At 36.9% G+C, this 23249-nt stretch carries 27 protein-coding genes; 1 reads left to right on the plus strand and 26 read right to left on the minus strand.

What is annotated here, in order from left to right:
* Nucleotides 1–45 precede the first annotated feature (45 nt).
* The 25 genes from VXN63_RS03625 to VXN63_RS03740 all read right to left on the minus strand — a co-directional run bounded on the left by VXN63_RS03625 (nucleotide 46) and on the right by VXN63_RS03740 (nucleotide 20820).
* Complete coding sequence (locus tag VXN63_RS03625; protein WP_327756578.1) at nucleotides 46–831, minus strand: YlmH family RNA-binding protein; 786 nt, start codon at nucleotides 829–831, stop codon at nucleotides 46–48.
* Between the two features lie 12 nt (nucleotides 832–843).
* Entirely contained in the window at nucleotides 844–1149 is a 306-nt protein-coding gene (locus tag VXN63_RS03630; protein ID WP_327756579.1) for a YggT family protein, read from the minus strand.
* A 21-nt stretch (nucleotides 1150–1170) separates the two neighbouring features.
* Complete coding sequence (locus tag VXN63_RS03635) at nucleotides 1171–1659, minus strand: cell division protein SepF (protein WP_327756580.1); 489 nt, start codon at nucleotides 1657–1659, stop codon at nucleotides 1171–1173.
* 31 nt (nucleotides 1660–1690) lie between these two features.
* Nucleotides 1691–2929, minus strand: coding sequence for a cell division protein FtsZ (ftsZ, locus tag VXN63_RS03640; RefSeq protein WP_327756581.1), 1239 nt, complete (start codon nucleotides 2927–2929; stop codon nucleotides 1691–1693).
* A gap of 24 nt (nucleotides 2930–2953) precedes the next feature.
* Nucleotides 2954–4276 (minus strand): cell division protein FtsA, encoded by a 1323-nt coding sequence (gene ftsA / locus VXN63_RS03645; protein WP_327756582.1) that lies wholly within the window; start codon nucleotides 4274–4276, stop codon nucleotides 2954–2956.
* A 250-nt stretch (nucleotides 4277–4526) separates the two neighbouring features.
* A complete protein-coding gene (locus VXN63_RS03650; protein ID WP_327756584.1) occupies nucleotides 4527–5369 on the minus strand; it encodes a cell division protein FtsQ/DivIB in 843 nt (280 codons plus the stop codon).
* A 23-nt stretch (nucleotides 5370–5392) separates the two neighbouring features.
* The gene (gene murG / locus VXN63_RS03655; RefSeq protein WP_327756585.1) at nucleotides 5393–6514 is read right to left on the minus strand and encodes an undecaprenyldiphospho-muramoylpentapeptide beta-N-acetylglucosaminyltransferase; all 1122 of its coding nucleotides are present in this window, start codon (nucleotides 6512–6514) and stop codon (nucleotides 5393–5395) included.
* Nucleotides 6515–6537: 23 nt separating this feature from the next.
* Nucleotides 6538–7923 (minus strand): UDP-N-acetylmuramoyl-L-alanine--D-glutamate ligase, encoded by a 1386-nt coding sequence (gene murD, locus VXN63_RS03660; protein ID WP_327756586.1) that lies wholly within the window; start codon nucleotides 7921–7923, stop codon nucleotides 6538–6540.
* Between the two features lie 121 nt (nucleotides 7924–8044).
* Complete coding sequence (mraY, locus tag VXN63_RS03665; RefSeq protein ID WP_327756636.1) at nucleotides 8045–9010, minus strand: phospho-N-acetylmuramoyl-pentapeptide-transferase; 966 nt, start codon at nucleotides 9008–9010, stop codon at nucleotides 8045–8047.
* 46 nt (nucleotides 9011–9056) lie between these two features.
* Entirely contained in the window at nucleotides 9057–11234 is a 2178-nt protein-coding gene (locus VXN63_RS03670; protein WP_327756588.1) for a penicillin-binding transpeptidase domain-containing protein, read from the minus strand.
* A complete protein-coding gene (gene ftsL / locus VXN63_RS03675; protein ID WP_327756589.1) occupies nucleotides 11231–11614 on the minus strand; it encodes a cell division protein FtsL in 384 nt (127 codons plus the stop codon). Before ftsL ends, VXN63_RS03670 begins: the two co-directional genes overlap by 4 nt.
* A 33-nt stretch (nucleotides 11615–11647) precedes the next feature.
* Nucleotides 11648–12592 carry a 16S rRNA (cytosine(1402)-N(4))-methyltransferase RsmH gene (gene rsmH, locus VXN63_RS03680; RefSeq protein ID WP_327756591.1) on the minus strand — a complete coding sequence of 315 codons (945 nt, stop codon included), beginning with the start codon at nucleotides 12590–12592 and terminating at the stop codon, nucleotides 11648–11650.
* 53 nt (nucleotides 12593–12645) lie between these two features.
* Nucleotides 12646–13077, minus strand: a complete 432-nt coding sequence (gene mraZ / locus VXN63_RS03685) for a division/cell wall cluster transcriptional repressor MraZ (RefSeq protein ID WP_327756592.1) — start codon at nucleotides 13075–13077, stop codon at nucleotides 12646–12648.
* Between the two features lie 285 nt (nucleotides 13078–13362).
* Nucleotides 13363–13725: a DUF3397 family protein gene (locus VXN63_RS12100; protein WP_442915288.1), complete on the minus strand. Its 363-nt coding sequence runs from the start codon at nucleotides 13723–13725 to the stop codon at nucleotides 13363–13365.
* 141 nt (nucleotides 13726–13866) lie between these two features.
* Nucleotides 13867–14037, minus strand: a complete 171-nt coding sequence (gene rpmF, locus VXN63_RS03690) for a 50S ribosomal protein L32 (RefSeq protein WP_225744339.1) — start codon at nucleotides 14035–14037, stop codon at nucleotides 13867–13869.
* A gap of 106 nt (nucleotides 14038–14143) precedes the next feature.
* Nucleotides 14144–14707, minus strand: coding sequence for a YceD family protein (locus VXN63_RS03695; RefSeq protein WP_327756596.1), 564 nt, complete (start codon nucleotides 14705–14707; stop codon nucleotides 14144–14146).
* Between the two features lie 141 nt (nucleotides 14708–14848).
* Nucleotides 14849–16051 (minus strand): nucleotidyltransferase, encoded by a 1203-nt coding sequence (locus tag VXN63_RS03700; protein WP_327756597.1) that lies wholly within the window; start codon nucleotides 16049–16051, stop codon nucleotides 14849–14851.
* Between the two features lie 8 nt (nucleotides 16052–16059).
* Nucleotides 16060–16782, minus strand: a complete 723-nt coding sequence (locus VXN63_RS03705) for a class I SAM-dependent DNA methyltransferase (protein ID WP_327756598.1) — start codon at nucleotides 16780–16782, stop codon at nucleotides 16060–16062.
* Nucleotides 16782–17141 carry a ribosome silencing factor gene (rsfS, locus tag VXN63_RS03710; RefSeq protein WP_327756599.1) on the minus strand — a complete coding sequence of 120 codons (360 nt, stop codon included), beginning with the start codon at nucleotides 17139–17141 and terminating at the stop codon, nucleotides 16782–16784. The genes VXN63_RS03705 and rsfS overlap by 1 nt, the downstream gene beginning before the upstream one ends.
* The gene (gene yqeK, locus VXN63_RS03715; protein WP_327756600.1) at nucleotides 17134–17760 is read right to left on the minus strand and encodes a bis(5'-nucleosyl)-tetraphosphatase (symmetrical) YqeK; all 627 of its coding nucleotides are present in this window, start codon (nucleotides 17758–17760) and stop codon (nucleotides 17134–17136) included. The genes rsfS and yqeK overlap by 8 nt, the downstream gene beginning before the upstream one ends.
* Nucleotides 17744–18385, minus strand: coding sequence for a nicotinate-nucleotide adenylyltransferase (locus VXN63_RS03720; protein WP_327756601.1), 642 nt, complete (start codon nucleotides 18383–18385; stop codon nucleotides 17744–17746). Before VXN63_RS03720 ends, yqeK begins: the two co-directional genes overlap by 17 nt.
* 31 nt (nucleotides 18386–18416) lie before the next feature.
* On the minus strand, nucleotides 18417–18731 hold the full coding sequence (yhbY, locus tag VXN63_RS03725) for a ribosome assembly RNA-binding protein YhbY (protein ID WP_327756602.1): 315 nt from the start codon (nucleotides 18729–18731) through the stop codon (nucleotides 18417–18419).
* 33 nt (nucleotides 18732–18764) lie between these two features.
* The gene (yqeH, locus tag VXN63_RS03730) at nucleotides 18765–19892 is read right to left on the minus strand and encodes a ribosome biogenesis GTPase YqeH (RefSeq protein WP_327756603.1); all 1128 of its coding nucleotides are present in this window, start codon (nucleotides 19890–19892) and stop codon (nucleotides 18765–18767) included.
* A complete protein-coding gene (locus VXN63_RS03735) occupies nucleotides 19879–20415 on the minus strand; it encodes a YqeG family HAD IIIA-type phosphatase (RefSeq protein WP_327756604.1) in 537 nt (178 codons plus the stop codon). Before VXN63_RS03735 ends, yqeH begins: the two co-directional genes overlap by 14 nt.
* 153 nt (nucleotides 20416–20568) lie before the next feature.
* Entirely contained in the window at nucleotides 20569–20820 is a 252-nt protein-coding gene (locus VXN63_RS03740) for a YkuJ family protein (RefSeq protein ID WP_225744349.1), read from the minus strand.
* Nucleotides 20821–21009: 189 nt separating this feature from the next.
* Between VXN63_RS03740 and VXN63_RS03745 the strand changes: the two genes are divergently transcribed.
* Nucleotides 21010–22197 carry a pyridoxal phosphate-dependent aminotransferase gene (locus tag VXN63_RS03745; RefSeq protein WP_327756606.1) on the plus strand — a complete coding sequence of 396 codons (1188 nt, stop codon included), beginning with the start codon at nucleotides 21010–21012 and terminating at the stop codon, nucleotides 22195–22197.
* Nucleotides 22198–22236: 39 nt separating this feature from the next.
* Here VXN63_RS03745 and VXN63_RS03750 read toward each other — a convergent pair whose 3' ends face one another.
* Nucleotides 22237–23145, minus strand: coding sequence for an NAD(P)-dependent oxidoreductase (locus tag VXN63_RS03750; RefSeq protein WP_327756607.1), 909 nt, complete (start codon nucleotides 23143–23145; stop codon nucleotides 22237–22239).
* Nucleotides 23146–23249: the final 104 nt, after the last annotated feature.

The raw sequence follows: 23249 nt of genomic DNA on the forward strand, positions 1-23249 counted from the left end.
CTGTTTTTTTCCAGTATAAATAATAATCCGTCCTTAAACAAGACCTTATTGATTTCTATCCAGAATATCAAGTTCCAATCTGATTTTTTCTTTACGTGTTTTACCTTCAATGGATTTCAATTTAATTCTTCCGAACCCTCTAATAGAAATAACATCCGATATCCCTAAAGAAATATCCGGTCTAGAAATTTCATTCCAGTTGACTTTCACTTTGTTTGAACTGATCAATTCTTTTGACTTTTGTCTAGACAAATTAAATGCAGCTGCAAGGACAACATCTATTCTTAATGAAGAAGCAATGACACTGTGACTATCCCACTTATCTTTCGGCAGGATAATTTCAGTGTATGATTTTTCTTCCAGATGTACCTTTATTTTACCAATACTTTCAATTTGTGAAAGTAAGTATGGCAGCATTGGTTGATCCATAAAGAACTGCCATGTTTCTCCATCGGTTATAATGTCTCCAAGAGTTTCTCGGTTAATCCCAGCTCCAGTAAGCGTTCCAAGTACGCTACCATGTGATAATGTCGCAAACTTGGTTGGATAATTAATTTCACAGATCGTAATATTGTAGTCTTGTTGCTCGGGTTCAAAATAAGGTGGAGACAGAAAGATTCTTTTTCTTTCTGCATCTTCATATCCTCCAAAGTAATGCAAAGATATCTCAGTATTTTGCCCTACGACCGATTCAACAATGTACTGTTGTCTCGGATCCAGAAATGGTGTCAGATAAGGCGTATACTGCTCTTCCACTTGACGAGTCCAGTCCATGACTGTATCAATGAAAATCTGTTCGTCTTTTCTAAAATGTTGGTATACATTATCCATTAGTCTTTAACCTCACACTAATCCGATTTGATTGAAAAGATTCAAAATGATTTGAAAAACGGGTGTAATGCCCATTCTGATAAACGAAAGAGCAAAAAGCGCAACGATCCCTGCAAGACTAAACATTCCGATTGGTGGTACAAATCGTCTGAAAAATCCCACATATGGTTCACAAATTCTGATTAAAATTCTTCCAATACTAGACTGGTAAGCTCCTGGAATCCAAGACATTAAAAAGTAGACGAGGATCAACATTCTATAAATATCGACCGCTCTCAGTGAAATGTCATGTAAAAATTGTATAACTTGATATACCATAAAATGCGTTCTCCGTTTCCGTTAGAAGTCCTGATTTTTTAAAGCTTGTAACTCAGCTCCATCCAATTCAACGGAATTCGGAGTACAAACAAAAATTTCATCGCCGATTCTTTCAATATCACCTTTAATTGCATAAGTCGTGCCCATTAAGAAATCAATCACTTTTTTAGCCTGATCTTTTTCCATTCTTCGGAAATTCAAAATCACAGACTGATTATTTAATAGAATATCCGCCACACTTTGAACTTCTGAGTAAGTGCGTGGCTCCATCACATTAATACGTGGCTTTTTAATCGCCTGCTGATGATTGATTGCTACGATGTTTGGACTCTGTGCAGGTGCTGCAGATTTACGGATAGGTTGAGTTTTAGCAACGACTGTTTTTTCTACTTTAGGCGTCGCCTTTTCTCTAACCTGTTTTGGTGCGCTCTTCTGCTCAGTTACTTCTTCTATCTCCTCAGAATCTTCTTCTAAAAAGAAAAAATTATTTAACCGATCTTTGATCCCCATAATCCCGTCTCCTTTCTCAGAGAACTATTCTTTATCTTTTACGTCTTCTTCTAAAAAACGGTGGTGTATCGACTTCGTCATTTGAGCTTGACTGTGATTCATTTTCATCTCTAGAAAATAAATCTTTTTCACTATTATCTTTAGCAACTTCTCTAGATTCATCTAAATCAGAATTTTGACGGTCTCTCTGGTTAGGTTCTTTACGAATATCCCAGTTTCCGAAAGGATCATTTTCAGATTTTTTTTGTTGAGTCTGTTGAGTTTGTTGAGCATTGATTTTATTTACTGATGCAGGTTTTTTAGTTTCTTTTTTTTCACCGTTAATTCCAGTAGCAATAACTGTAACAACTACTTCATCTCCAAGGTCTTCATTGATAGAAGTCCCAAAGATAATATTGACTTCACTTGTTGCTGCTGCTGAAACAATGTCTGATGCATCTTGCGCTTCAAATAATGTTAAGTCAGATCCGCCAGTAATGTTTAACAAGACATTTTCAGCGCCATCAACAGAAACTTCAAGTAGTGGAGAAGAGATTGCTTTTTTAGTTGCTTCTGCAGTTCTATTTTCTCCAGTAGCTGTACCAATACCCATCAAGGCAGAACCTTGGTTTTCCATAACGGTTTTAACGTCAGCGAAGTCCAAGTTGACATACCCTGGGTTGGTAATCAAATCAGAGATTCCTTGTACACCTTGACGTAATACATTATCAGCTTCTCTGAAAGCTTCCATCATCGGTGTCTTTTTGTCTACAATTTCAAGTAAACGGTTATTAGAAATTGTAACTAAGGTGTCGACGTGTTCTCTCATTAATGCAATACCTTCTGCAGCAAAACGACCTTTTTTAGGTCCTTCAAAAGTGAACGGACGTGTAATGACACCAACGGTCAAAGCCCCTTGCTCTTTTGCAATGCGCGCCACAATTCCAGCAGCTCCAGTACCAGTTCCTCCGCCCATACCGGCAGTAACAAATACCATATCAGCTCCACGCAGGGATTCTGCAATCGCTTCTTCACTTTCTTCAGCTGATTTTCTTCCTACTTCTGGATTAGCTCCAGCACCCAATCCTCTAGTTAGTTTGGGTCCTAATTGTATTTTAGTTTCAGCACTCATCATATCTAATGCTTGAACATCTGTATTGGCTACGATAAATTCTACGCCTTGAACGCCATCTTGGATCATTCTGTTTACAGCGTTACCTCCAGCTCCACCAACACCTATAACTTTTAATACGGCTCCTTGAGATGCAATTGAATCGAATTCTAATTCCATTCTTTTTCCTCCTGTTTACGATATTTAATCAAAAAATGTTGAGAAAAAGTTTTTCACTTTTTCCGTAAATGATGGTCCATTTGATGGTTCGCTTGTTTGTACATACGTCTCATCTTGATGTGAGCTAGTAGAACTAGCTGTATTTCCATGAGTACTTTGAGTTGTTTCGTGTTGGTTAAACTGATGTCCAGATAGACATATCTTATTGATCAGTTTCTGTATACCATCCAATTTACCCTCATAATACGTAAGTGATATCGCATTTGTAAAAGAAGGGTATCTCACTCCCATGAAATCAGGTATGTAAACATCCACTTGTACATCAAATATCTCTTCTGCAAGTTCTCTAACACCTGGTATAGCCGCAGCTCCACCAGTGAGTTTCACACCACCCGGTAAAGACAAAGCGCCGATCTTATCCAGATCTTCTTTCAGCAATTCAAATATTTGCTCAATTCTCGCTTCTATGATTTCTGCAATATAGGTTTCTTTAACCTTTATCGGTTCTTTCTGACCTACGATATCCACGTGAATGGTTTGATCACTCTCTAGATTGCTAGATAAAGCATACCCAACTTCTCTTTTCAAGCTTTCAGCATTTGCAGTAGAGGTATTTAGCACCATAGAAATGTCTTTAGTTACAAATTCTCCACCTTGCTGTTCAACATGCATGTACTTCAGCTGATGATCGTGTAAAGCTGATGCCGTTGTCTGTCCGCCACCCATATCTATTTGGACAGCTCCAAATTGTCGCTCATCTTCAGATAATACAAGGTGTGACATAGCTTGAGGTTGTATGATTAGGTCTTGAATCACATATCCAGCTTCTCTAACACATTTCTTGATGTTGTGCACGATTGACTTAGGGACTGCTAGCACTGTACCGTAAATCTCAAGTCTTTCACCAACCATACCTCTTGGATCTTTAATTTCATCAAAACCATCCACTAAAAATTCTTCAACCATGACCGAGATCATTTCTTTGTCCGAAGGAATATGATTCAAACACGTTTCGTTGATGACTTTCTCAACATCCACATCTGATATTTCCTGACTGTTATGATCAATTTGAATATATCCATTAAAAGGAATGATATCTACTCCATTTGCAGGTATACCAACAATCAATTCTTCAATTTTTAAACCAGATTTTTCTTCTGCTTGTTGAACGGCAGCTGTTATAGCTTGACTCGTTTCATCAATATCTACAATCATACCTTTATTCAAGCCTTTAGATCGCTCACTACCGACACCAATAACATTCATCTGATTATTCAGAACTTCAGCTACGATAACTTTTATTGAAGTTGTTCCTATATCTAAACTCGCGTATACGCCATTTTCCATAATCGATTGAAACCTCCAGTCTACACTAGGCATTATTTATATATAGTTCTAGCCGTAGAATTTACTCTTTTTTCTTTCATACTTTAATATTTTATACAAACATGTCAGTCTGATCGTTATGCATGTGAATATGGCTTATTTTACCACAAATACCAACGCTTATTGAAGTTAGTTTATTGATTTCTCAATACAAAACATAACTTTTGTGTAACAGAAGAACGCCAGTTTCCTTTATTAACGATTATAACCTTTATTCCACTATTTCATTATCTAATTCAACACTGTTTTCTTCATCGTACTCTTGATCTTCTACTGATGAAAATGGTAAAAAGTAGGCACCTGCTTCTAAATCGAACAGACCGTTTTCACCTTTAACAGCTCTGACTAGCTGAGGGTAGCGTTTGAGTCGTTCCGAAAAGCTGGGTATCGAAGCTAATACTTCATTGCCGTTATTCATATATGCTTTGACAAGCAGTGGATTTCGCTCATTTTCAATCCATTCAACTTCAGAGATCATGGACTGAATAGATTGCTCTAGTTGATTGTATTCAGACAACATCTGTTGAAGTACATCTTCATCTACAAAATTGAAAAATGTTGGCAGATTTCCTACATTGTTCGAGTAAGGTTCTCTTAACACTTTTTCGTTATCTAGTATTTTAAAATATGTGTCCTCTTTGTATAGATAAGCAACGGTTTCGTACTCTGAGATATCAAAGTGAACATCATGGAAATCTTTTATCGTTAATTCCATTGATTTCACTTGGGGTAACGTTGCTTTGATTTCCTTTTCAATTTCCGACTTATTAAAGTAAGTCTGCCATAAGGAGTCCCCGGAACGAATCTTGCTTTCATTGATGACTTCTTGATCGAGTACTTCATCTGTTCCTTCAACAACAATTGCCCCAACTTGACTATAAGGGGTTAAAAAGTAAATACCTATAAACAAAGTTAATGAAAAAAACAGAACGAGCCCGAACCATTTAGCTTTCAATCGACTCCATTTACTTTTTTTATTTTGAGGAGAGTCTGCATATTTTTTGTTATATATATCTTCAATATTTGTTACTAAATGGTCTGTTTTCTTACTCATCAAAGCTCTCCTCCTTACGGTATTTAGTTTACAATCGACTGTATCACTTCAATCAGCTCATCTGACGCTCTTTGTTTACCCATCTTCTTAGAATTCCCAGCCATATCTTTCCTTTTTTGCTCATCTGACATCAGTGTATTCATATCTTTAACAAATCTTTCAGCAGTCAGTTCTGTTTCTCTTATCATTAAAGCGGCTTTTTTGTTGACTAGGCTGAGTGCATTTTTCGTTTGATGGTCCTCTGTAACATTTGGACTAGGAATCAAAATACTTGGCATACCTAATGAAGTCAACTCTGCAAGTGTGGTAGCGCCACTTCTCCCTACGACGAGCGAAACTGATGCGAAAACTTGTGGCATATCGTTAATATAAGGTACGATCTTCACAGAATCCTGAAAACTTAATTCTTTGTATCTTGTATTAATTTCTTGAGTGATTTCGTCATAGTAAATTTCTCCAGTTACATAAAGTACTTGATACGGAGAATTTACCAATTGTTCAAAACTATCCATGAAGGTTTGATTGATTTTTTGTGCGCCTCGACTGCCTCCAAAAATCAATACCGTTTCTTTCTCACTATTCAAACCAAACGTTTCCAATATAGCATCTGGTTTTAAGAGTGCTACTTCCTGAGCTCTTGGATTTCCTGTGAATACAACTTTATGTTCTTGTCCTTTGAACTGTGCTCTTGCTTCTTCAAAACAGACTGCAATCTTATCTACAAACCGCGCTAAAAATTTATTAGTGATGCCTGCTACACTATTTTGTTCGTGGATGATTGTGGGAATCTTTTGTTTTGAGGCCGCATAACAAACGGGTGCACATACATACCCACCCGTTCCGATTACAACATCGGGATTAAAATCTCTAATTAATTTTCGAGCTTTTCGAATACTACCTAGGAAAAGTTTAATTGTATTCAAGTTATAAGCTATCCCTGAAGGATTCAACTTTCTTTTAAATCCCTCCACTTTTATGGCTTTAAAAGGCACACCGTTTTTAGGAACGATTTTACTTTCTAGACCTCGTTCAGTTCCTATATAAAGAAATTCTGAATCAGGATATTGTTCTTGGATTCTTTTTTTCAAGGCTAACGCAGGATAGATATGTCCACCTGTTCCGCCTCCAGTTAATAATACCTTCATATCACTTTAAACACGCTACGTGTTTATGCCTCCTCTTGTTTTTGATGTATAAGACGATCGATGCTGTTCATATAAGCATTCCCTCTAATTTCAAAACTTGGATACTGATCCCAACTTGCACAAGCTGGTGATAGTAAAATGATGTCTCCTGGTTCGCTAATTTTATAAGCTTCGGGTACTGCTTGTTCTACATCAACAACTTTTATTACCTCTGTTATGCCTGCTCTACTGGCTGTATCAAGAATTTGTTCCGCCGTTTCTCCAAAGGCTAAAACGCCTTTGACATGTTTTTCCATTGCAGGTATCAAATCATCAAACGAAACCCCTCGATCCAAGCCACCAGCAAGTAGAATAACAGGTTTATCGAATCCTTCTAGTGCATTAATCGTTGCTAGTGTGTTTGTCGCTTTAGAATCATTGTAAAATTTACGATCTTCAAATGTCTGGACAAATTGCGTGCGATGTTTAACCCCTTTAAAAGAACTCAGTGCTTTTTTGATTTCTTTGTTTGATTTATTCATGATCTTAGATACCGCAACTGCCGCTAGAGCATTTTCCAAATTGTGTTTTCCTGGTAAAAGAATATCTTTCACTTCAAGAACCAACTGATCTTTGAAATAAATCGCATCGTCTTTTACATAGGCACCTTTTTCAACAATTGTTTTACGCGAAAATGGAACCAGTTGAGCTTGACTGTGTTGATGAACCAATGCAGTTAACTCTGTCTGATCTGCATTATAAATCAGGTAGTCCGTTTCTGTTTGGTTTTTAGTGATTTCCATTTTTGCTTGTACGTACTCTTCCCTTGTACCGTGATAGTCTAAATGCGCCGAGTAAAGATTAGTAATAATAGAAATTTTTGGTTTCAGACTAGGTGCACCTAATAATTGAAAACTAGATAATTCAAGTACAATTTCGTCTTCAGGAGTAGCTACCATTACAACCTGACTTGCAGGTGTTCCGATATTTCCAGCAGCATACGCTTTACCAGATGTTCGTTCAGTATTTAAAATTTCTGTAATCATTGTTGTTGTAGTTGTTTTACCATTTGTTCCAGTTATTCCAATTATTGGACTTTCAGCTACTTCATAAGCTAATTCTACCTCTGTTATAATAGGTATATTTTTTTCCTGAGCTTTTTTTATAATTGGATTTGAGTAAGGAATACCTGGATTTTTTACAACAAGTTCAAAGTCCTCATCCATCAATTCTATAGGATGACCACCAGTAATCACTCTCAAACCTTCATTGACCAATTCTCTCGCTTCTGGATTCTCATCAAGATTTTTATAGTCATTTACGGTTACTAATGCTTTTAATTTATGTAGTAATTTGGCAGCACTAACGCCACTCAAGGCAAGTCCTAGAACGAGTATTTTTTTATTTGCATATTTATCAATTGGTTTCATCATTATCCCTCTTCTTCATTGATGGCTCATTATTATTATTGAAAACAGATTCTTTAAATTTCTATATTATACTTTAAAAAACTGGATGTAGATTACTCTACGTCCAGCTTTTCCTCAAACATTATACCAAAATAAAAAGTACGACTAAAGTCATAAGGAGACTAATTAGTGAAAATACACCGACCAATTTCCATTCGCTCCAACCAACCATTTCGAAGTGATGGTGAATAGGACTCATTTTAAAGATTCTTTTCCCTCTTAATTTAAAAGAACCAACTTGTAGCATAACACTCGCTGTTTCACAAACGAAGATAAAGCCAATTAAAAGTAATGTCCATTCTTGGTTCAACAGTATTGAAATCCCTGCTAACCCTGCTCCCAACGCTAAAGATCCAACGTCACCCATAAAAATCTTAGCTGGCTTTTTATTGAAAAAGAAGAAACCAAGGAGTCCTCCAAAGACAGAAAGTGCAAAAATCATAATATCCCACTGAGACTGCATGGCCGCTATAATCGCATAAGAAAGGTAAGCAATCATTCCCGTACTTGCCATTAAACCATCGATACCATCTGTTAAATTAGTTGCATTTGAAAATCCAACTAACCAGAATAAAACAAACAGGCTATAGAACCAACCTAATTCAATGGATCCTACTACAGGAACCGTAATTGCTGTAGGGTAATTCAATAAAGATAATCCAACGAAGAATACGATTCCACCTAAAATTTGTCCAACTAATTTTTGTAGACTAGTTAATCCTAGATTTCGCTTCATGACAACTTTAACGTAGTCATCTAAAAAGCCGATTAATCCATAAAACACAAGAATAAATACTAGCAGAAGTGTTCCTGTTGTAAAAATTCTTAAAAACAAGCTGGCTATCAGCACAGTTACCGAAGCCGCCATAATGATTGAAACACCTCCCATAGTTGGTGTTCCTGACTTACTTTCGTGCCACTTCGGCCCCTCTTCTCGAGTGACTTGACCTAATTGCTTTTTCGCGAAATATCGTATTACGAATGGCATTGAGCAAACCGTGATGATCAAACTCAATACAATCGGAAGTATGATTCTTGTTAATTCTATCATTCTATATTCGTTCTCCTTTAAAGCTTTATCCTACTTTTTTTTATTATTGAGATGCAGGGGATAAAGTCAGCTTGATTTTTGTACCGGTTTCTATAAAAGTATTCGGTTCAAGATCTTGAGCTGTTACATATCCTTCCCCTTCAAATTCAAATTCAGCACCTGTCAGTTCCGCAATTTTCATCACATCACTTCTAGACCACCCTGTTAGATTCGGTAAAGTCATCGCACCATTCGTTAATAGAATAACACGTTGATCTTCATAAAGTGAAGAATCTTTACGTGGAAACTGTTGAACGACTTTGTCTCCAGAACCTATGACGGCACTTTCTAACCCTTTACTTTGGACGTCTTCAATTGCAGCCGCGATATCTTGCTCGATTAAATCAGGCATCGTTTCAGTCAGTTCACTTTCTTGTTCTTCATCAGCACTATCCATAGATTCTAATGCTCTTTTCATAACTGGATTAAATATTTTTTGTACGACTTCGCTACCGTGACTGGCACCATTAAATTCAGGTTGCTGTACAGTAACGTACAAAATTAATTCTGGATCCTCTACGGGAGCCATACCTACTACGGAATAAATATAATCTCCGTTTCCGTTATAGTATCTATTTGTCTCAGGATTAACTAATTGCGCAGTTCCTGTTTTAGCAGCAATATTATAACCCTCTATTTTGTAACCTTTAGCAGACCCATCTTCATTTGTAACAGGTTCAGTTAAATACTGCAATGCTTTTTCTGCAGTTTCTTTTGAAATTGGACTCTGAGTATATTCGGGTTCGAACCTTGTTTCTTCTTGTGTGGCATGATTTGTGATGTGATCAATTAAATAAGGTTTTACCATCTTGCCCTCATTTGCTATTGCTGAAAATGCGCGTAGCATCTGTACTGGTGTAACACTGATACCTTGACCAAAAGATGTATTGACCTTTTGGAGCGCGCCGGCGTACATATTACTCCCACTATATTCGTTTGGCAGATTCATCCCTACTGCTTGACCAAAACCAAAATCATCAAGATACTTTTTCCAAGTATCGAATCCCATTTTTTCTACTTGATGAACAAAAGCAACGTTACTTGATCGTGCTAGACCTTCCAAATACGTGATTGATCCCCATCCGTCTGGATTAAAGTCTCTAACGACGCCTCCTGCCACAGAAATTTTCCCGGATTTATAATAATTTTCCGGTTGAAAGACGCCTTCCTCAATGGCAGCCGCAAGTGTCATAGCTTTCATGGTTGATCCAGGTTCATATGCATATTCAACCAGCAAATTTTGCCACGTCTGTTCAATTCCTTCTTTTGTTGTAGCATTAAATGAAGGACGCTGTGAAGTTGCCAGAATTTCACCTGTTTTAGCATTCATCAGAGTAGCCGTCATTCTTTCTGGAGAATGTTCTTCTTCTACTTGATCCATTGCATTTTCTAAAACAACTTCAAGTCTTCGGTCAATTGTCATATGAATATCATTACCATCAACAGCTTCGACTCGTTTTTCTTCTTGCCCTGGGATAACGTAGCCATATTTATCTTTTTGATATTCTACTGATCCATTTACGCCACTCAGTAAATCGTCGTAAGTTTGTTCTATCCCCATAATCCCTTTTAGTTGTTTGGAATTTCCTTCATCATCAGAGATTTGTGCTAACCCTACCGTATGAGAAGCAAAAACACCATTTGGATATAGTCTTGTTTTTTTATCTTCAAAAGTTATCCCGGTTAGTTTTTGTTGGTCTAACTCTTCATTGATTTTACTCGTAATATCGTAAGAAAGGTTATTCCCTGCTACACCGAATTCAACTTGAGAATGTTCTTGTGTTAGCCGTTTGAGTATTTCTTCTTCACTCATAGAAATATATTTAGCTAATATGGCAGCAACTTCTTTAGGTTTTTGAACATGTTGCGGTCTTGTTGGACTGGACCATTGATCCGTTAAAACAGCCACCATTTTGTACGTATTTGCATCCATCGCGATGGGATTACCATTCTTATCATAGATCGTCCCTCGATTAGCTTGTGTCACTGTATTCCTTGTATACTGACTATCTAAATTTTGTATAAGGTTTTCTCCATTGATTTCACCTTTTACCATAATCCAAGAAAAACGAAGAGCTACAAATCCAAACAGTATAAAACATGCCATATACAAAAATACGGCAATGATTTTACGGTTGCGAAGTGGATTCGTAGCTTTTATTTTTTTTGTTATTTTTCTCATGGGAATACATTCCTAATCTGTTCTTCGTTCATTTCCAAGCCATTATCTTTTGCGATTTCGTAAACTCTGTCGTAGCGTGAAAGTTCTTGAATCTTTTGTTCAAGGTTTTCATTCACTATGACTATATCAGTTGATTGCTGTTCTAGATCTTGAGTCATACGGTTTGTTGTTGATAGTTGCATTGCCATCGTGATGTTTGCTACTAAAAGTCCGAATAAAAGAATACCGAAAAAACTGATTGCCCATACTTCAAAGCGTGTAATACCTCTTTTTACAATTTTTTTAGTATGTAAACCACCTGGTTGCGATTCAGGCTGCTGTATGGGTCTAGGTATAGCTTGCGCTGTTAAGTTTCTCGCTAGATTGTCATTCATTGCCATGCGAATACTCCTTTCTATCTTTTTATCAAATAGTTAAGCTTGTTTTTCTGCAATACGTAACTTAGCACTGCGTGCTCTGTTGTTTTGATCTAATTCTTCTTCTCCAGGAAGGATTGGTTTTCTATTGATCAATTTTAAAATTGGTTTTTTAAAATCTGGCATTACAGGTAAACCCCTAGGGACTTCTGGAAGTTTTGAAAAGTCTCTGAATATCTGTTTTACAATTCGATCTTCCAAAGAGTGGAACGTAATGACGCTTAATCTTCCTTCCATCTCAAGTAAGGAGATGGCTTGTTCAAGTGATTCTTCGATTGCAGCCAACTCATCGTTCACTGCAATTCGGATTGCTTGAAAGACACGTTTTGCTGGGTGGCCACCTTTACGTCTTGCTGGTGCCGGAATAGCTTCTTTAATAATATCTACTAATTCTTGTGTTGTATTGATCTCACGCTGTTCTCTATGAGCCTCTATTTTTCTTGCAATCTGTTTCGAAAATTTCTCTTCTCCATATCTGAAAAAAATTCTAACTAGATCGGAATAATCCCAGTTATTTACAACTTCGTGTGCGCTTAAACTTTGAGATTCATCCATTCTCATATCAAGCCTAGCATCTTGATGATAACTGAATCCTCTTTCTGCATTATCCAATTGAGGTGAAGAGACGCCTAAGTCATACAGAATTCCATCAACATGGAAAACATTCAACTCATTCAATGATTCTTTTATAAATCTAAAGTTTGATTGAACAAAAGTTACTTTACCTTTTTCTACTTCTTCTTTCAGTAGTTCTTTCGCATAATCTATCGCCGTTTGATCTTGGTCGAATGCATAAAGATGACCTTTATCACTCAACTTCTCAAGAATCAGCGAAGTATGACCAGCTCCCCCTAACGTGCAATCAACGTATATACCGTCGGGATTTATGTTTAAACCTTCTGTTGCTTCATTGAGTAAGACCGTTTCATGATTAAACTCCACGCTCCAACCTCCTATCTAACAATCTATAATCTATAATTTTTTATCTATTCTCATTAAAATCCAAAATCAACCATTTCTTCTGCAATATCTTCAAATGAACTTTCTGCTTCGGCTGAAAAAACGACCCATTTCTCTTCACTCCAGATTTCGATTCTATCCGAAACACCGATTACAAAACATGATTTCTCTAATTTCGCATGGTCTCTAAGGGTCTGTGGTATATTGATTCTACCTTGTTTATCCAAGGTACATTCCGTGGCCGCAGAGTACAAGTATCTTGTAAACGCGCGTGATTCTTTTTTAGCGAGAGGAAGTAACTTTAGTTTCTGTTCGAGCGCTTCCCATTCTTTCTGCGGATAACCAAACAAACAGCCGTCCAGTCCTCTTGTGACAATGAAATATTCACCTAAATCCTCTCGGAATTTAGCTGGGACAATCAAGCGACCTTTTGCATCAATATTGTGCTTAAACTCTCCCAGTAACATTTCAAAGCCCCCTCTCCCCACTTATAAGCCATAGTCTACCACAATGCCCCACTTTCCACCACCTAATCTTGGAAAAATAACCAAAAAATATGTAATAATATCCGCTTTATACTAATAAATATAACTTATGTTCCCTTTATAAATTTTCAAGCGAATCACTTGACAATTCTGATCCTCTTTCGATTCATTAAGCGTATATATGTTCCCAATATAAAAACCCCCATTCAATAAATGAGGGTTTTTATATTGAGTTTTAATAGATTTTCAAACTGCACTATTTCGCAATCAGAAAAAGAGTAATATCCCTAATAGAATATGCAGTAAAAATGCAGTGATAAACACATATCTCCACCAAACTCTGAAAAAATGAATCAACCGGATTTTTTTGACTTTAAATGCAAATATAGAAGCAAGGGTGATTCCGATGAGAGATATTATAATCAATAGATACGGAATAAAACTTCTATTAACAATGAGCAAGCTATAGATGTGAACCGATAATAGAAAGACTGGCGTTACAAAGTCTACCAATTTGATTTTAACGCCTTGCTTCTTAAAAAAATTATTGATCCTCTTGCTTGGGATGAGCATCAATATCGGACATAAGTAAAACAGTATAAAATAAATATCTATATGTGGATCGAACAAGATATCACCTACTTAATCATAATGAGACAGGTATCCTACGAAGCCAAAACAGGCAACATACTCATCCTACTTTATTCTACTGAAATATCATACTAAAAAACCTCTATTTTATAAAATAGAGGTTTTTTAACAGACTATTTATTATTTTGAAAAGTCTTTTCCAGCGTAAAATCCACATGATGAGCATACGTGGTGGTTACGTTTTACTTCTCCACATTTAGGACAATCGCTCATATTTGGAAGATTCAATTTGATATGAGTACGTCTTTTAGCTTTTCTTGCTGTAGATGTTCTTCTTTTAGGTACTGCCATGTTCCAACACACCTCCTTAAAAGGGTTTCTAAGATTCAGATTGCTAAAATCGATCAACAACCGTGTAATCATCTCATTTTATCGTTCGGTTTATACCTTACAATACTTATTCATTCTCTTCCGAAAAAAATCCTTTTAAAGCTGCGAATCTAGGATCTTCTTCTTCAGATAATCGTTCTCGCACACCATCGCCATAGGCTCCCTCAGATACAACTTTCCAGTCACTACCACTCGGCATATCTTCCTTTTTAAGTTCTTCTTCTGTGAAGACTTGAGTAGGAATTGCTGTAAGGATAGCATCCTCAAGCGGTTTTCTCAGATCAAGTGAATCTGATTCGAGTTCAACAACGATTTCATCTTCTCCATATCTTTCTGGATCAATAGTTGTTCCAGAAACAAGATACGTTTCAGAAAATGGTATACGTAAATCTACTTTTACAGGCTCAAGAGAGCGCGATGAAGGAAGCGTCAAGCTAATAGTCAGATTCAAATCTACTAAGAACTCATCTGTTTTCTCCACAACTAGAATACCGTCCATTGATAATGGCGTAGCATCGATAATTGAAGAATTTCTCTCTAGCAACGAATCTGTCAAGTCGATTTCGCCATTCAATGTTAATGGTTCTTCTTTAAACTTTTTCAATTCGTTTAAAGCCCATTTGATTTTCATGTGTTATCACCTCTTGGCCTTATTATAAATGGTTTAATCATTTTTTAGCAACCGCACTGCACTTTATAATCAAATAGATTATAATGTTTTTCGATACTAAAAACAAAGCCTCTTGACTTTAAGGCAACAAAAATCAGTATACTAGTGATGCGGGCTAATGTCAATGCTTTTTATAGGCATTCGACCAAAATCTTGTCTTCCAAGATTCGCTCCATTGCCTAATTCATAAAGGTTCCCGGCCTTAATATCAAGTTCCCAGAAATTCTTTGATTGTTTGTCTATTTTGGTTAGCAACGTTAAAGCGGCTTCTTTTTTGACTTGATTCAAATAGTCTTGTCCTACAGTACTAAACCCAAGCACTCTAGTCGCATGAACAGTACTCAATCCAGATATGTCTGTCTTTTTGATTTGAAGTAAGATATAGACGCAAAGTCGTTGTAATCTTGTTCTAGTCATCCTTTTATGTTTGATACGCATCATAAATTCTTCGAAAGAGTGTGATTGCTGGATAGACTTCTTTAAAAGATATTCTAATCCTTCTTCCATTTGATAAATCTGCTTCAATTCTTCCACTGTGGAAGAGAGAATTTGATATTTCAAAAAGATCCAGAAATCAGCCCATGAACTTAATGATTGGTTTTTTAGTATATTCATACTCGCCACTGGTATAAAGTTTGCGACAGCATCTGAATCGAGTTCTGAGGATAACAATTGATTACGGATAGCCGTAGCACTAGAAATCGTACCACCCTGTTGCAAGGTTTTCTCGTGGTAATCCGCTTGTTTTCTCTGGATGACTTCTAATTGTAATGGCGATCCTAATTTATAATTTTCTCTGCCATAAGCAAGACCAAGTTGATTGTTTGGCAAAGACAAGTCAATAGGAAAGTTGGGTATAGTTTCACTGATGGCTTGTTCCATTCTTGAGGCATAAGTTTGACCTTTTTCAGCCCGTTCTTTAAATAGCTCATCAATGCTGCTTGCTTGATCTACCATAAGCTTTGAAGCAACCTCAAATTGATCGCTATTCCCTGATTCTGAGCCAAAACTCAGTGTGCTACACTTCATCGCATGAAGAATGCCAACAGCTCCTTTTGCAAAGATATCTGCTGGTTGTACACTATATGCTACAGGAAGTTCTAAAACGATATCTGCGCCATGTTTGAGCGCCATTTCAGCCCTTGTCCACTTGTCAATTAGCGCTGGTTCTCCACGCTGCAGAAAGTTTCCACTCATTACAACAATCATGACATCGGAACGACTTTTTTTTCTCGCTTCAGATATCTGGTATAAGTGTCCATTATGAAATGGATTATATTCAGCTACTATTCCGCAAGCTTTCATCGTATCCCTCACTTTTTAACTGCAAAAAACCATCTTTTACTGGTATCTGATACTGTTTCACCAAAATCTGCTGTTACTTCAACACTTTTAAATCCAACGCTCTTCAACAGATCAATATAAGTTTCTAGCGGGTGTGTCCATTCTCTGTGTACTTCTTCAAATCGTTCGTACATTTTATTTTCATTTTCAACAAAGAAGGTTAATTGGTGTTCAATAGAATAATCTTGTTCACCTTCGAAACTATCCCAAAGGAAAACAATTTGGTTGACTTCATCGTGGTAAGAAAATTGTTTGAATTGCTCTATTTGATAGATAGAGTGAACATCAAATAAAAATGTTCCCTCTTCAGTCAATTGATTGTATACTTCTTGAAAAATTTGTTTCTTTTCTTCTTCAGATTGGATATAACACAAAGCATCACTGTAACAAAGGATACCATCAAATTTACCTAATTCAGAGAAGTCCTTCATATCCATTTCTACCAGCGGATATCGAATGCCTGTATCGATTTGTCGATCATATGCCAGACTGAGCATATCTGAAGAAAGGTCTAGTCCTGTAATATCAAATCCGGCTTTCGTCAACTCTGTTGCTAAAATTCCAGTACCGCATCCTAATTCTAGAATATGGTCCTGACCAGTTAAATGCTGCCCTGTATATGCAGCCCATTCAGGATACAAGGTGTCGTCCATTAGCTCGTCATAGACCTTCGCAAACCAATTGTACTTCACTATTCAGTCCAGTTAGACACATCTACGAAAGGTGCATCTGTCCATAGTCTTTCTAATTGATAAAACTCTCTTTCTTCTTGATTGAATAAGTGGACGATCACTTCTCCTAAATCAATCAATATCCAGTTTCCGCCGTCTTTACCTTCGATATTTCTAACTTCAACTTGATTTTCTTCTGCTGCATCTTTGATAGCTTCTGTTATCGCATAAATTTGTCTTTCGTTATTTCCGTGTGTGACGACAAAATAATCAGCCAGTAAAGAAACACCTCTCATATCAAGTGCCACGATTTCTTCTGATAATTTATCATCTGCTGCTTTTACTACGAATTCTAAAATTTGCTCTGCTGTTTTAGTCATGTAATTCCTCCTGTTTTTGTACGACCCATGCATTATATGTTTCAATTGCTTTTGGGTAGATTTTTACGTTTTCATTTAATAAGTGCTTCAATGTTTTCAACGTCGCGTAGGCTATGCCTTTTGTCATATCATTTTCGGCTAATTTTCTAGCTTTATCAACACCTTTAAAGGTGCGATTTGGCTCGATATAATCTGCTAGATAGATGATTTGCTCAACGATTCCCATGTTAGGAGAGCCTACAGTATGATGACGTATTGCATCCAGTATATCCTGATCTTGAATGGAGAACTGATTTCTAACAACTACAGCACCTACTGGCCCATGCCAGATATTATTACCGTACTGAAGCAATTCTAAGTCCATATTTTCACTGATAATAATATCTCGCATCTCTTCATCAGATTGTTCTTTTGCAAAATCATGAAGCAATGCCGCAATGCTCACTTGCTCAAGATTTGCTCCATACCTTTCAGCTAGTTCTAGTGCGGCTTGTTCTACCCCTTTAACATGAGTAAAGCGCTTGTCACTCATGACTTGGCTGACTTGTTCAAGAAGCTCTTCTCTCGAAAGGTCGATATATGCATTTGAATATGTTACTGTTTTAAGTTTCAATGTCATACAATCCTTCCTTTTCGATATATTGGATGACTGAATCAGGTATAAGGTAATTCACTGAACAGTGATCCATTATTTTCTGACGAACTAAACTAGAGCTAATTTCAATATTTGGAACATCAATAAAGATTAGCGGATAATCCGTTTCGACCGAATAGGACGGCCGATTGACCGCAACAAATTGTATGAGGTTAATCAGTTCTTCTACTTTATACCATGTAGGGAGGTTTTCAACCATATCTGCCCCAATAATGAAATAATAGTCGATTTCTGGATTTTCTTCAGTTAACCTACGAATGGTATCGTAAGTATAGCTCTTTCCACCACGTTGGATCTCAGACAATTCAATTTCAAAGTCCGGTCGTTCAGCTATCGCTTGCTCAACCATTTTGACTCTGTGTTTTGCATCGATTGTTTTTTTGCCTTGTGCATGCGGAGGTTCAGCGGATGGAAGAAAAAGAATCTTTTCAAGTCCAAGCTGATTCTTCACCTGATCTGCTATAATCAAATGACCCAAATGTGGCGGGTTGAATGTCCCACCTAGAATACCAACTTTTTTTCTTTCATCTAACAGCGTACTCTCAAATATCACTTGAGGTTCAATGACTTTAGATAGTTTTTCAGACACTTTCCTTCGCCTTCCTTACTCTTTCTTTTCGTTAATTTGAACGGGGCAATCTAGTTGAATAAGCTTGGTACTTTTCTTTTTTAGATGGTTTGAACAATACAAGTACCTTACCAATCGTCTGTACAACGTCTATAGAAGAATGCTCTTCAATGAAAGCTTTCGCTTCCTTAGGTTCTACATCTGTATTTTGAAGTAATTGAACTTTCATCAATTCTCTATTCTCGATTGATTCTTCAAATTCTGCTACCATTTCTTCTGTTAGACCATTTTTTCCAATTTGGAAGATTGGAGACATTTCATTAGCTTGTGCTCTTAAAAATCTTTTTTGCTTTCCAGTGAGTTTCATAGTTTTGTCCTTCCTTGAACATGCTTAATTTAGTTAAATTAATGATTTTCTGATAATGATATCGACGCCTTTAGGAGCCCACCCGGCAACTTTTGTTCCAGCATGTTCGATTGAAATCCAACCTAACCCAGAAAACACTAAGTCTGTAGGCTCTTTGATCATAAATTCGAATCGTTTTAATTCTGGAAGTGTATCTAGACTTTCTTCGAAAGGAGGCGTTAATACTGCCCCTTTTTGTCTTGCATACAAGTCATCCGCTTTTTCTAGTTTTGTTCTGTGTATAGTCAATTCATTGGATAGATAACAAACAAAAGGTTGCTTACCGTTACCCTTGATATAATCAAATCTTGCTAACCCACCAAGAAACAGTGTTTGCTCTTCATTTAATTGATACACTTTTGGCTTAATTTCTTTTCTAGGTGTTACGTACTTCAGTTCTTTTGGAGTTAGATAATGGGCAATTTGAGAAGATTGAATAATTCCTGGTGTATCAACTAGTACGTGGTTATCATCCAGAGGTATTTCTATCTTACCAAGTGTTGTACCAGGGAAATAAGATGTCGTAATCACATCTTCGGTATCCGTAGCGAGCTTAATAATTTGATTAATCAAGGTTGATTTACCAACATTTGTCGTCCCAACGACGTATACATCTTGTCCATTACGTTCTTTGTCAATCATTTTCATTAATGCTTCTACTGAATCGGATTTGACTGCACTAGTTAAAAAGACTGCTTTTGGGTGTAAACCAGCTTCATGAGCTCTCTCAGTTAACCATTGTCTCATTTTTCCTTCTTTTAGAGATTTAGGCAACAAATCAGTTTTGTTTCCTACTAGAATTACCGGATTGTTTCCAGCGAATCGCTGAATTCCAGGGATAAAACTTCCATTGAAATCAAAAATGTCGACAATATTGATGATTAAAGCTTTTTTATCGCTAATTTCATGTAACATATTCAAAAAGTCAGCATCTGTCAGCTCAACATCTTGAACTTCATTATAATGTCTTAACCGAAAACATCGTTTGCAGTAAACTTCTTGGTCTTCATCAATATTATTGATAACGGATTGTGGTAGAAATCCAGCTTTATTGTCGTGCTCAGACTGTAGTACCGCTCCACAACCGATACAGATTATATCGTTAGCGTTAGACTCGTTCATGGATTGAATTCCTCCATTTCATATCAGGATCTTTTTTTATAAGGTAATTCATAATTTTAAGTTCTACAAATCGATTGAATCTAGTATTCCACGCATCCGAATCTAGTATGGGTTTCACAAGCACACTTCGAATACCGGCATGATTAGCGCCTTTTATATCAGTGATAATCTGATCACCAACCATTAAGATTTCATCTTTCGTCATATCAAATTGAGCTTGAGCTTGTTTGAAGCCTTTTTGGAGAGGTTTCATTGCACTAGGGATAAAGTCAAGCTCTAGTAAGGTAGCTACTTTGCTCACTCTTTTACGTTTATTATTTGAGATGATAACAACATGAATCCCACTTTTCTTCATCAATTCTATCCATTCTAGTGTTTCTTCAGTTGCTTCAGGATTGTTCCATGCGATGAGCGTATTATCAAGATCTGTCAATACAACTTTTATGTTTTTTTTCTTCAACTGTTCGGGCGTAATTTGGTAAATGGAATTGACCATCCAAGTTGGCTTGAAACTGTTTAGCATTCGCTTCTTCCTTTCCAATGAGATGAACCGTTCTCGTTGACGACTATTTATATACTACAGGCTCTCGCAGGAAGAGCATTGGACTAATAAATAATTTCTATAAATATTCAAAAAAATAGGAAGCACCGTTAAGCACTTCCTATGTGCATGACTTTAATCTTCAGTCGAAGTTGCTGGTTGTACAAGTTCTAAAATCTCAACAGCGACATAGTCAATGTTATCAAATTCATACGTCTGCGCACTTGTACGATCTTCCAATTCATACATGCGTGAGGCTTTGTCATAACGAACGATACATTGCTCCTTGCCGTCTTTTTCAAATCTTCTGACTTGGACTTCATCGCTTTCGTCTTCTCTCATCGCATCTAATCTTCTTATAATCGGTATAAGTTGGGATGGTTTCATCTGGTATTCCCCTTCCTGCTTGTCTTCTAAACTTTCACTTACTTATTTTACCAGATTTTCCTGTAAATTACAGTAAGAGAGCTGGTTCTTTTTCAAGATCTCACCTTAAATGATAAAAATAAAAGAATTCCCTACTTTTTTTCTCATAGTATGATAGAATGATTCCTAACAATCATTAGGAGGATCTTCATGGATATGACCAATTTGCACCAATTATTCAATGCCCAGACACAAGAAATCGAAATATCCGGAATACGATTATTTGATGAAAAAATTGCTTCAATAGATGGTTTGATTAAATTGACTTTAGGTCAGCCAGATTTCCCAACTCCTCAGCACGTTAAAGATGCAGGTATTAAAGCCATAAAGAATAATCTATCTTTTTACACAGGTATGGCTGGAGAATTACGCTTAAGAGAATCTGTGGCCAATTTCATGAAAGTGAAGTACAACATTTCCTATGATCCTCAATCAGAAATTCTTTCAACTGTCGGCGCAACTGAAGCTTTGGCGGCATCCTTGCTCGCTATTTTAAATCCAGGAGATAAAGTACTGATCCCTTCTCCTTTCTTTTCTCTATACGAGCCACTCGTCATTCTAGGGAAGGCTGAACCCGTTTATATCGATACTACTGAAAACGACTTTATTCTTTCGCCAGAAATGATTCAAGAAGCGATGTCTGTACATGGAGATAAAGTGAAAGCCATCATCTTGAATTACCCAACGAATCCTACAGGGGTAACCTGGAATCGCGAAGAAGTCATTGCTATCGCCGATACATTGAAACAATATCCTGATGTTTTTGCAATCAGTGATGAAATCTATAGCGAACTTGTTTATGAAGGTAGCCATATTTCTCTTGGAGAATACCTTTTCGATCAGACGATCGTCATCAACGGTCTTTCAAAATCGCACGCTATGACCGGATGGAGACTTGGATTCACTTTAGCTCCAAAAGCAATTACACAACAAATTATTAAAGTTCACCAGTATCTTGTAACCAGTGCTTCTAGTATCACTCAATACGCTGGAATTGAAGCTTTGGAAAACGGCATGGATGATGCTCTTCCCATGCGAGAAGAATACAAGAAAAGAAGAGATTATATTTATGAAATCATGCATAGATTAGGGTTTGAAATTGCGAAACCAAACGGAGCCTTTTATATATTCGCAAAAATTCCTGAAGGCTATATCCAAAATAGCTATGACTTTTGCTATGATCTAGCTCAAAAAGCTAAAGTCGGATTTATTCCTGGTGTGGCTTTCGGCGAAGCAGGAGAAGGTTTTATTCGATTAAGTTATGCTTCCAGTATGGCTGAAATTGAAGAAGCTATGCATCGATTGACAAATTACATGGAACAACACTCAGTAAACTAGAAAAAAGCCAATCATTGTTGATTGGCTTTTTTCTATATATTAGTCTTTCCACCATAACTGAATTAAAGCTTGTGTACCTTCATCCGCATGCCCAGCTTCTTTTAGTTGATCATAAAGTGCTTTGGCATTTTTTGTAGAGGGTAGATCTAGTCCCATTCTATCCGCTTCATCTAGAGCGATGCCAAGATCTTTAATGAAATGTTTAACAAAGAATCCTGCTGAGTAGTCTTTTTTAAGAATACGTGGACCGTAATTCTGCAACGACCAGTTAGCAGCACTTCCTCCACCAACTGTTTTCAGTACTTTTTCCAGATTCAATCCAGCTGCTTTAGCGTAGACAAGTAATTCAGATAGTCCAGTCATCGTTCCTGCTATCATAATTTGATTGGCCATTTTGGTGTGTTGGCCACTTCCTGCTTCCCCTTGTAACTCAAGTGTTCCCGAAAACGTCATAAAAATTGGCTCAATTTGCTTGAAGATTGATTCATCTCCACCTACCATAGTCGTTACTGTCCCATTTTTAGCCCCTAGGTCGCCTCCAGAAACTGGAGCATCCAACGAGTGTACATTTTTCTCTTTTGCAGTATCGTAAATTTTCTGAGCAAGAGATGGCTTACTAGTCGTCAAATCTATTAGGACAGATCCTTCGTTAACCCCTTCAAAAATCCCATTCTCTCCATAGTAAATTTCTTCTACATCTTCAGGGAATCCTACCATCGTAAAAATCAACTCACTAGATTTGGCGATCTCTTTTGGTGTTTCTTTCCATACCGCACCATTATTAATCAGCTCTTCTGCTTTACTTTTAGTACGATTGTACACATTTACATGATAGCCCGCATCCATTAAATGTCCGACAATTGAAGCGCCCATTACGCCAGTGCCGATAAATCCGATTGTTTTCATACTATTCTCTCCCTTATAGAAATACTGATTACAGTATAGCACTCGTTCGACCTTAGTTCAGTTAGAACATTCATTAACAAGCCATAAAAATAAAGCACTTCAAAAGGGTTCTATAATAAATAACGTTGGTGAGAATTCACCAACGT

The sequence above is a fragment of the Marinilactibacillus sp. XAAS-LB27 genome, from assembly GCF_036039175.1.
Taxonomy (GTDB): Bacteria; Bacillota; Bacilli; order Lactobacillales; family Carnobacteriaceae_A; genus Marinilactibacillus.

Coding starts and splice junctions, on each gene's coding strand:
- rsfS (WP_327756599.1), bottom strand. CDS start 17,141: ATGACTAAAACAGCAGAGCAAATTTTAGAATTCGTAGTAAAAGCAGCA.
- VXN63_RS03630 (WP_327756579.1), bottom strand. CDS start 1,149: ATGGTATATCAAGTTATACAATTTTTACATGACATTTCACTGAGAGCG.
- VXN63_RS03735 (WP_327756604.1), bottom strand. CDS start 20,415: ATGCTAAACAGTTTCAAGCCAACTTGGATGGTCAATTCCATTTACCAA.
- murG (WP_327756585.1), bottom strand. CDS start 6,514: ATGAAGGTATTATTAACTGGAGGCGGAACAGGTGGACATATCTATCCT.
- mraZ (WP_327756592.1), bottom strand. CDS start 13,077: ATGTTACTGGGAGAGTTTAAGCACAATATTGATGCAAAAGGTCGCTTG.
- yhbY (WP_327756602.1), bottom strand. CDS start 18,731: ATGAAACTCACTGGAAAGCAAAAAAGATTTTTAAGAGCACAAGCTAAT.
- VXN63_RS03745 (WP_327756606.1), top strand. CDS start 21,010: ATGGATATGACCAATTTGCACCAATTATTCAATGCCCAGACACAAGAA.
- VXN63_RS03670 (WP_327756588.1), bottom strand. CDS start 11,234: ATGAGAAAAATAACAAAAAAAATAAAAGCTACGAATCCACTTCGCAAC.
- VXN63_RS03635 (WP_327756580.1), bottom strand. CDS start 1,659: ATGGGGATCAAAGATCGGTTAAATAATTTTTTCTTTTTAGAAGAAGAT.
- yqeH (WP_327756603.1), bottom strand. CDS start 19,892: ATGAACGAGTCTAACGCTAACGATATAATCTGTATCGGTTGTGGAGCG.
- rpmF (WP_225744339.1), bottom strand. CDS start 14,037: ATGGCAGTACCTAAAAGAAGAACATCTACAGCAAGAAAAGCTAAAAGA.
- VXN63_RS03700 (WP_327756597.1), bottom strand. CDS start 16,051: ATGAAAGCTTGCGGAATAGTAGCTGAATATAATCCATTTCATAATGGA.
- VXN63_RS03740 (WP_225744349.1), bottom strand. CDS start 20,820: ATGAAACCATCCCAACTTATACCGATTATAAGAAGATTAGATGCGATG.
- yqeK (WP_327756600.1), bottom strand. CDS start 17,760: ATGACATTGAAACTTAAAACAGTAACATATTCAAATGCATATATCGAC.
- ftsL (WP_327756589.1), bottom strand. CDS start 11,614: ATGGCAATGAATGACAATCTAGCGAGAAACTTAACAGCGCAAGCTATA.
- ftsA (WP_327756582.1), bottom strand. CDS start 4,276: ATGGAAAATGGCGTATACGCGAGTTTAGATATAGGAACAACTTCAATA.
- murD (WP_327756586.1), bottom strand. CDS start 7,923: ATGAAACCAATTGATAAATATGCAAATAAAAAAATACTCGTTCTAGGA.
- VXN63_RS03650 (WP_327756584.1), bottom strand. CDS start 5,369: ATGAGTAAGAAAACAGACCATTTAGTAACAAATATTGAAGATATATAT.
- ftsZ (WP_327756581.1), bottom strand. CDS start 2,929: ATGGAATTAGAATTCGATTCAATTGCATCTCAAGGAGCCGTATTAAAA.
- VXN63_RS03695 (WP_327756596.1), bottom strand. CDS start 14,707: ATGAAAATCAAATGGGCTTTAAACGAATTGAAAAAGTTTAAAGAAGAA.
- VXN63_RS03625 (WP_327756578.1), bottom strand. CDS start 831: ATGGATAATGTATACCAACATTTTAGAAAAGACGAACAGATTTTCATT.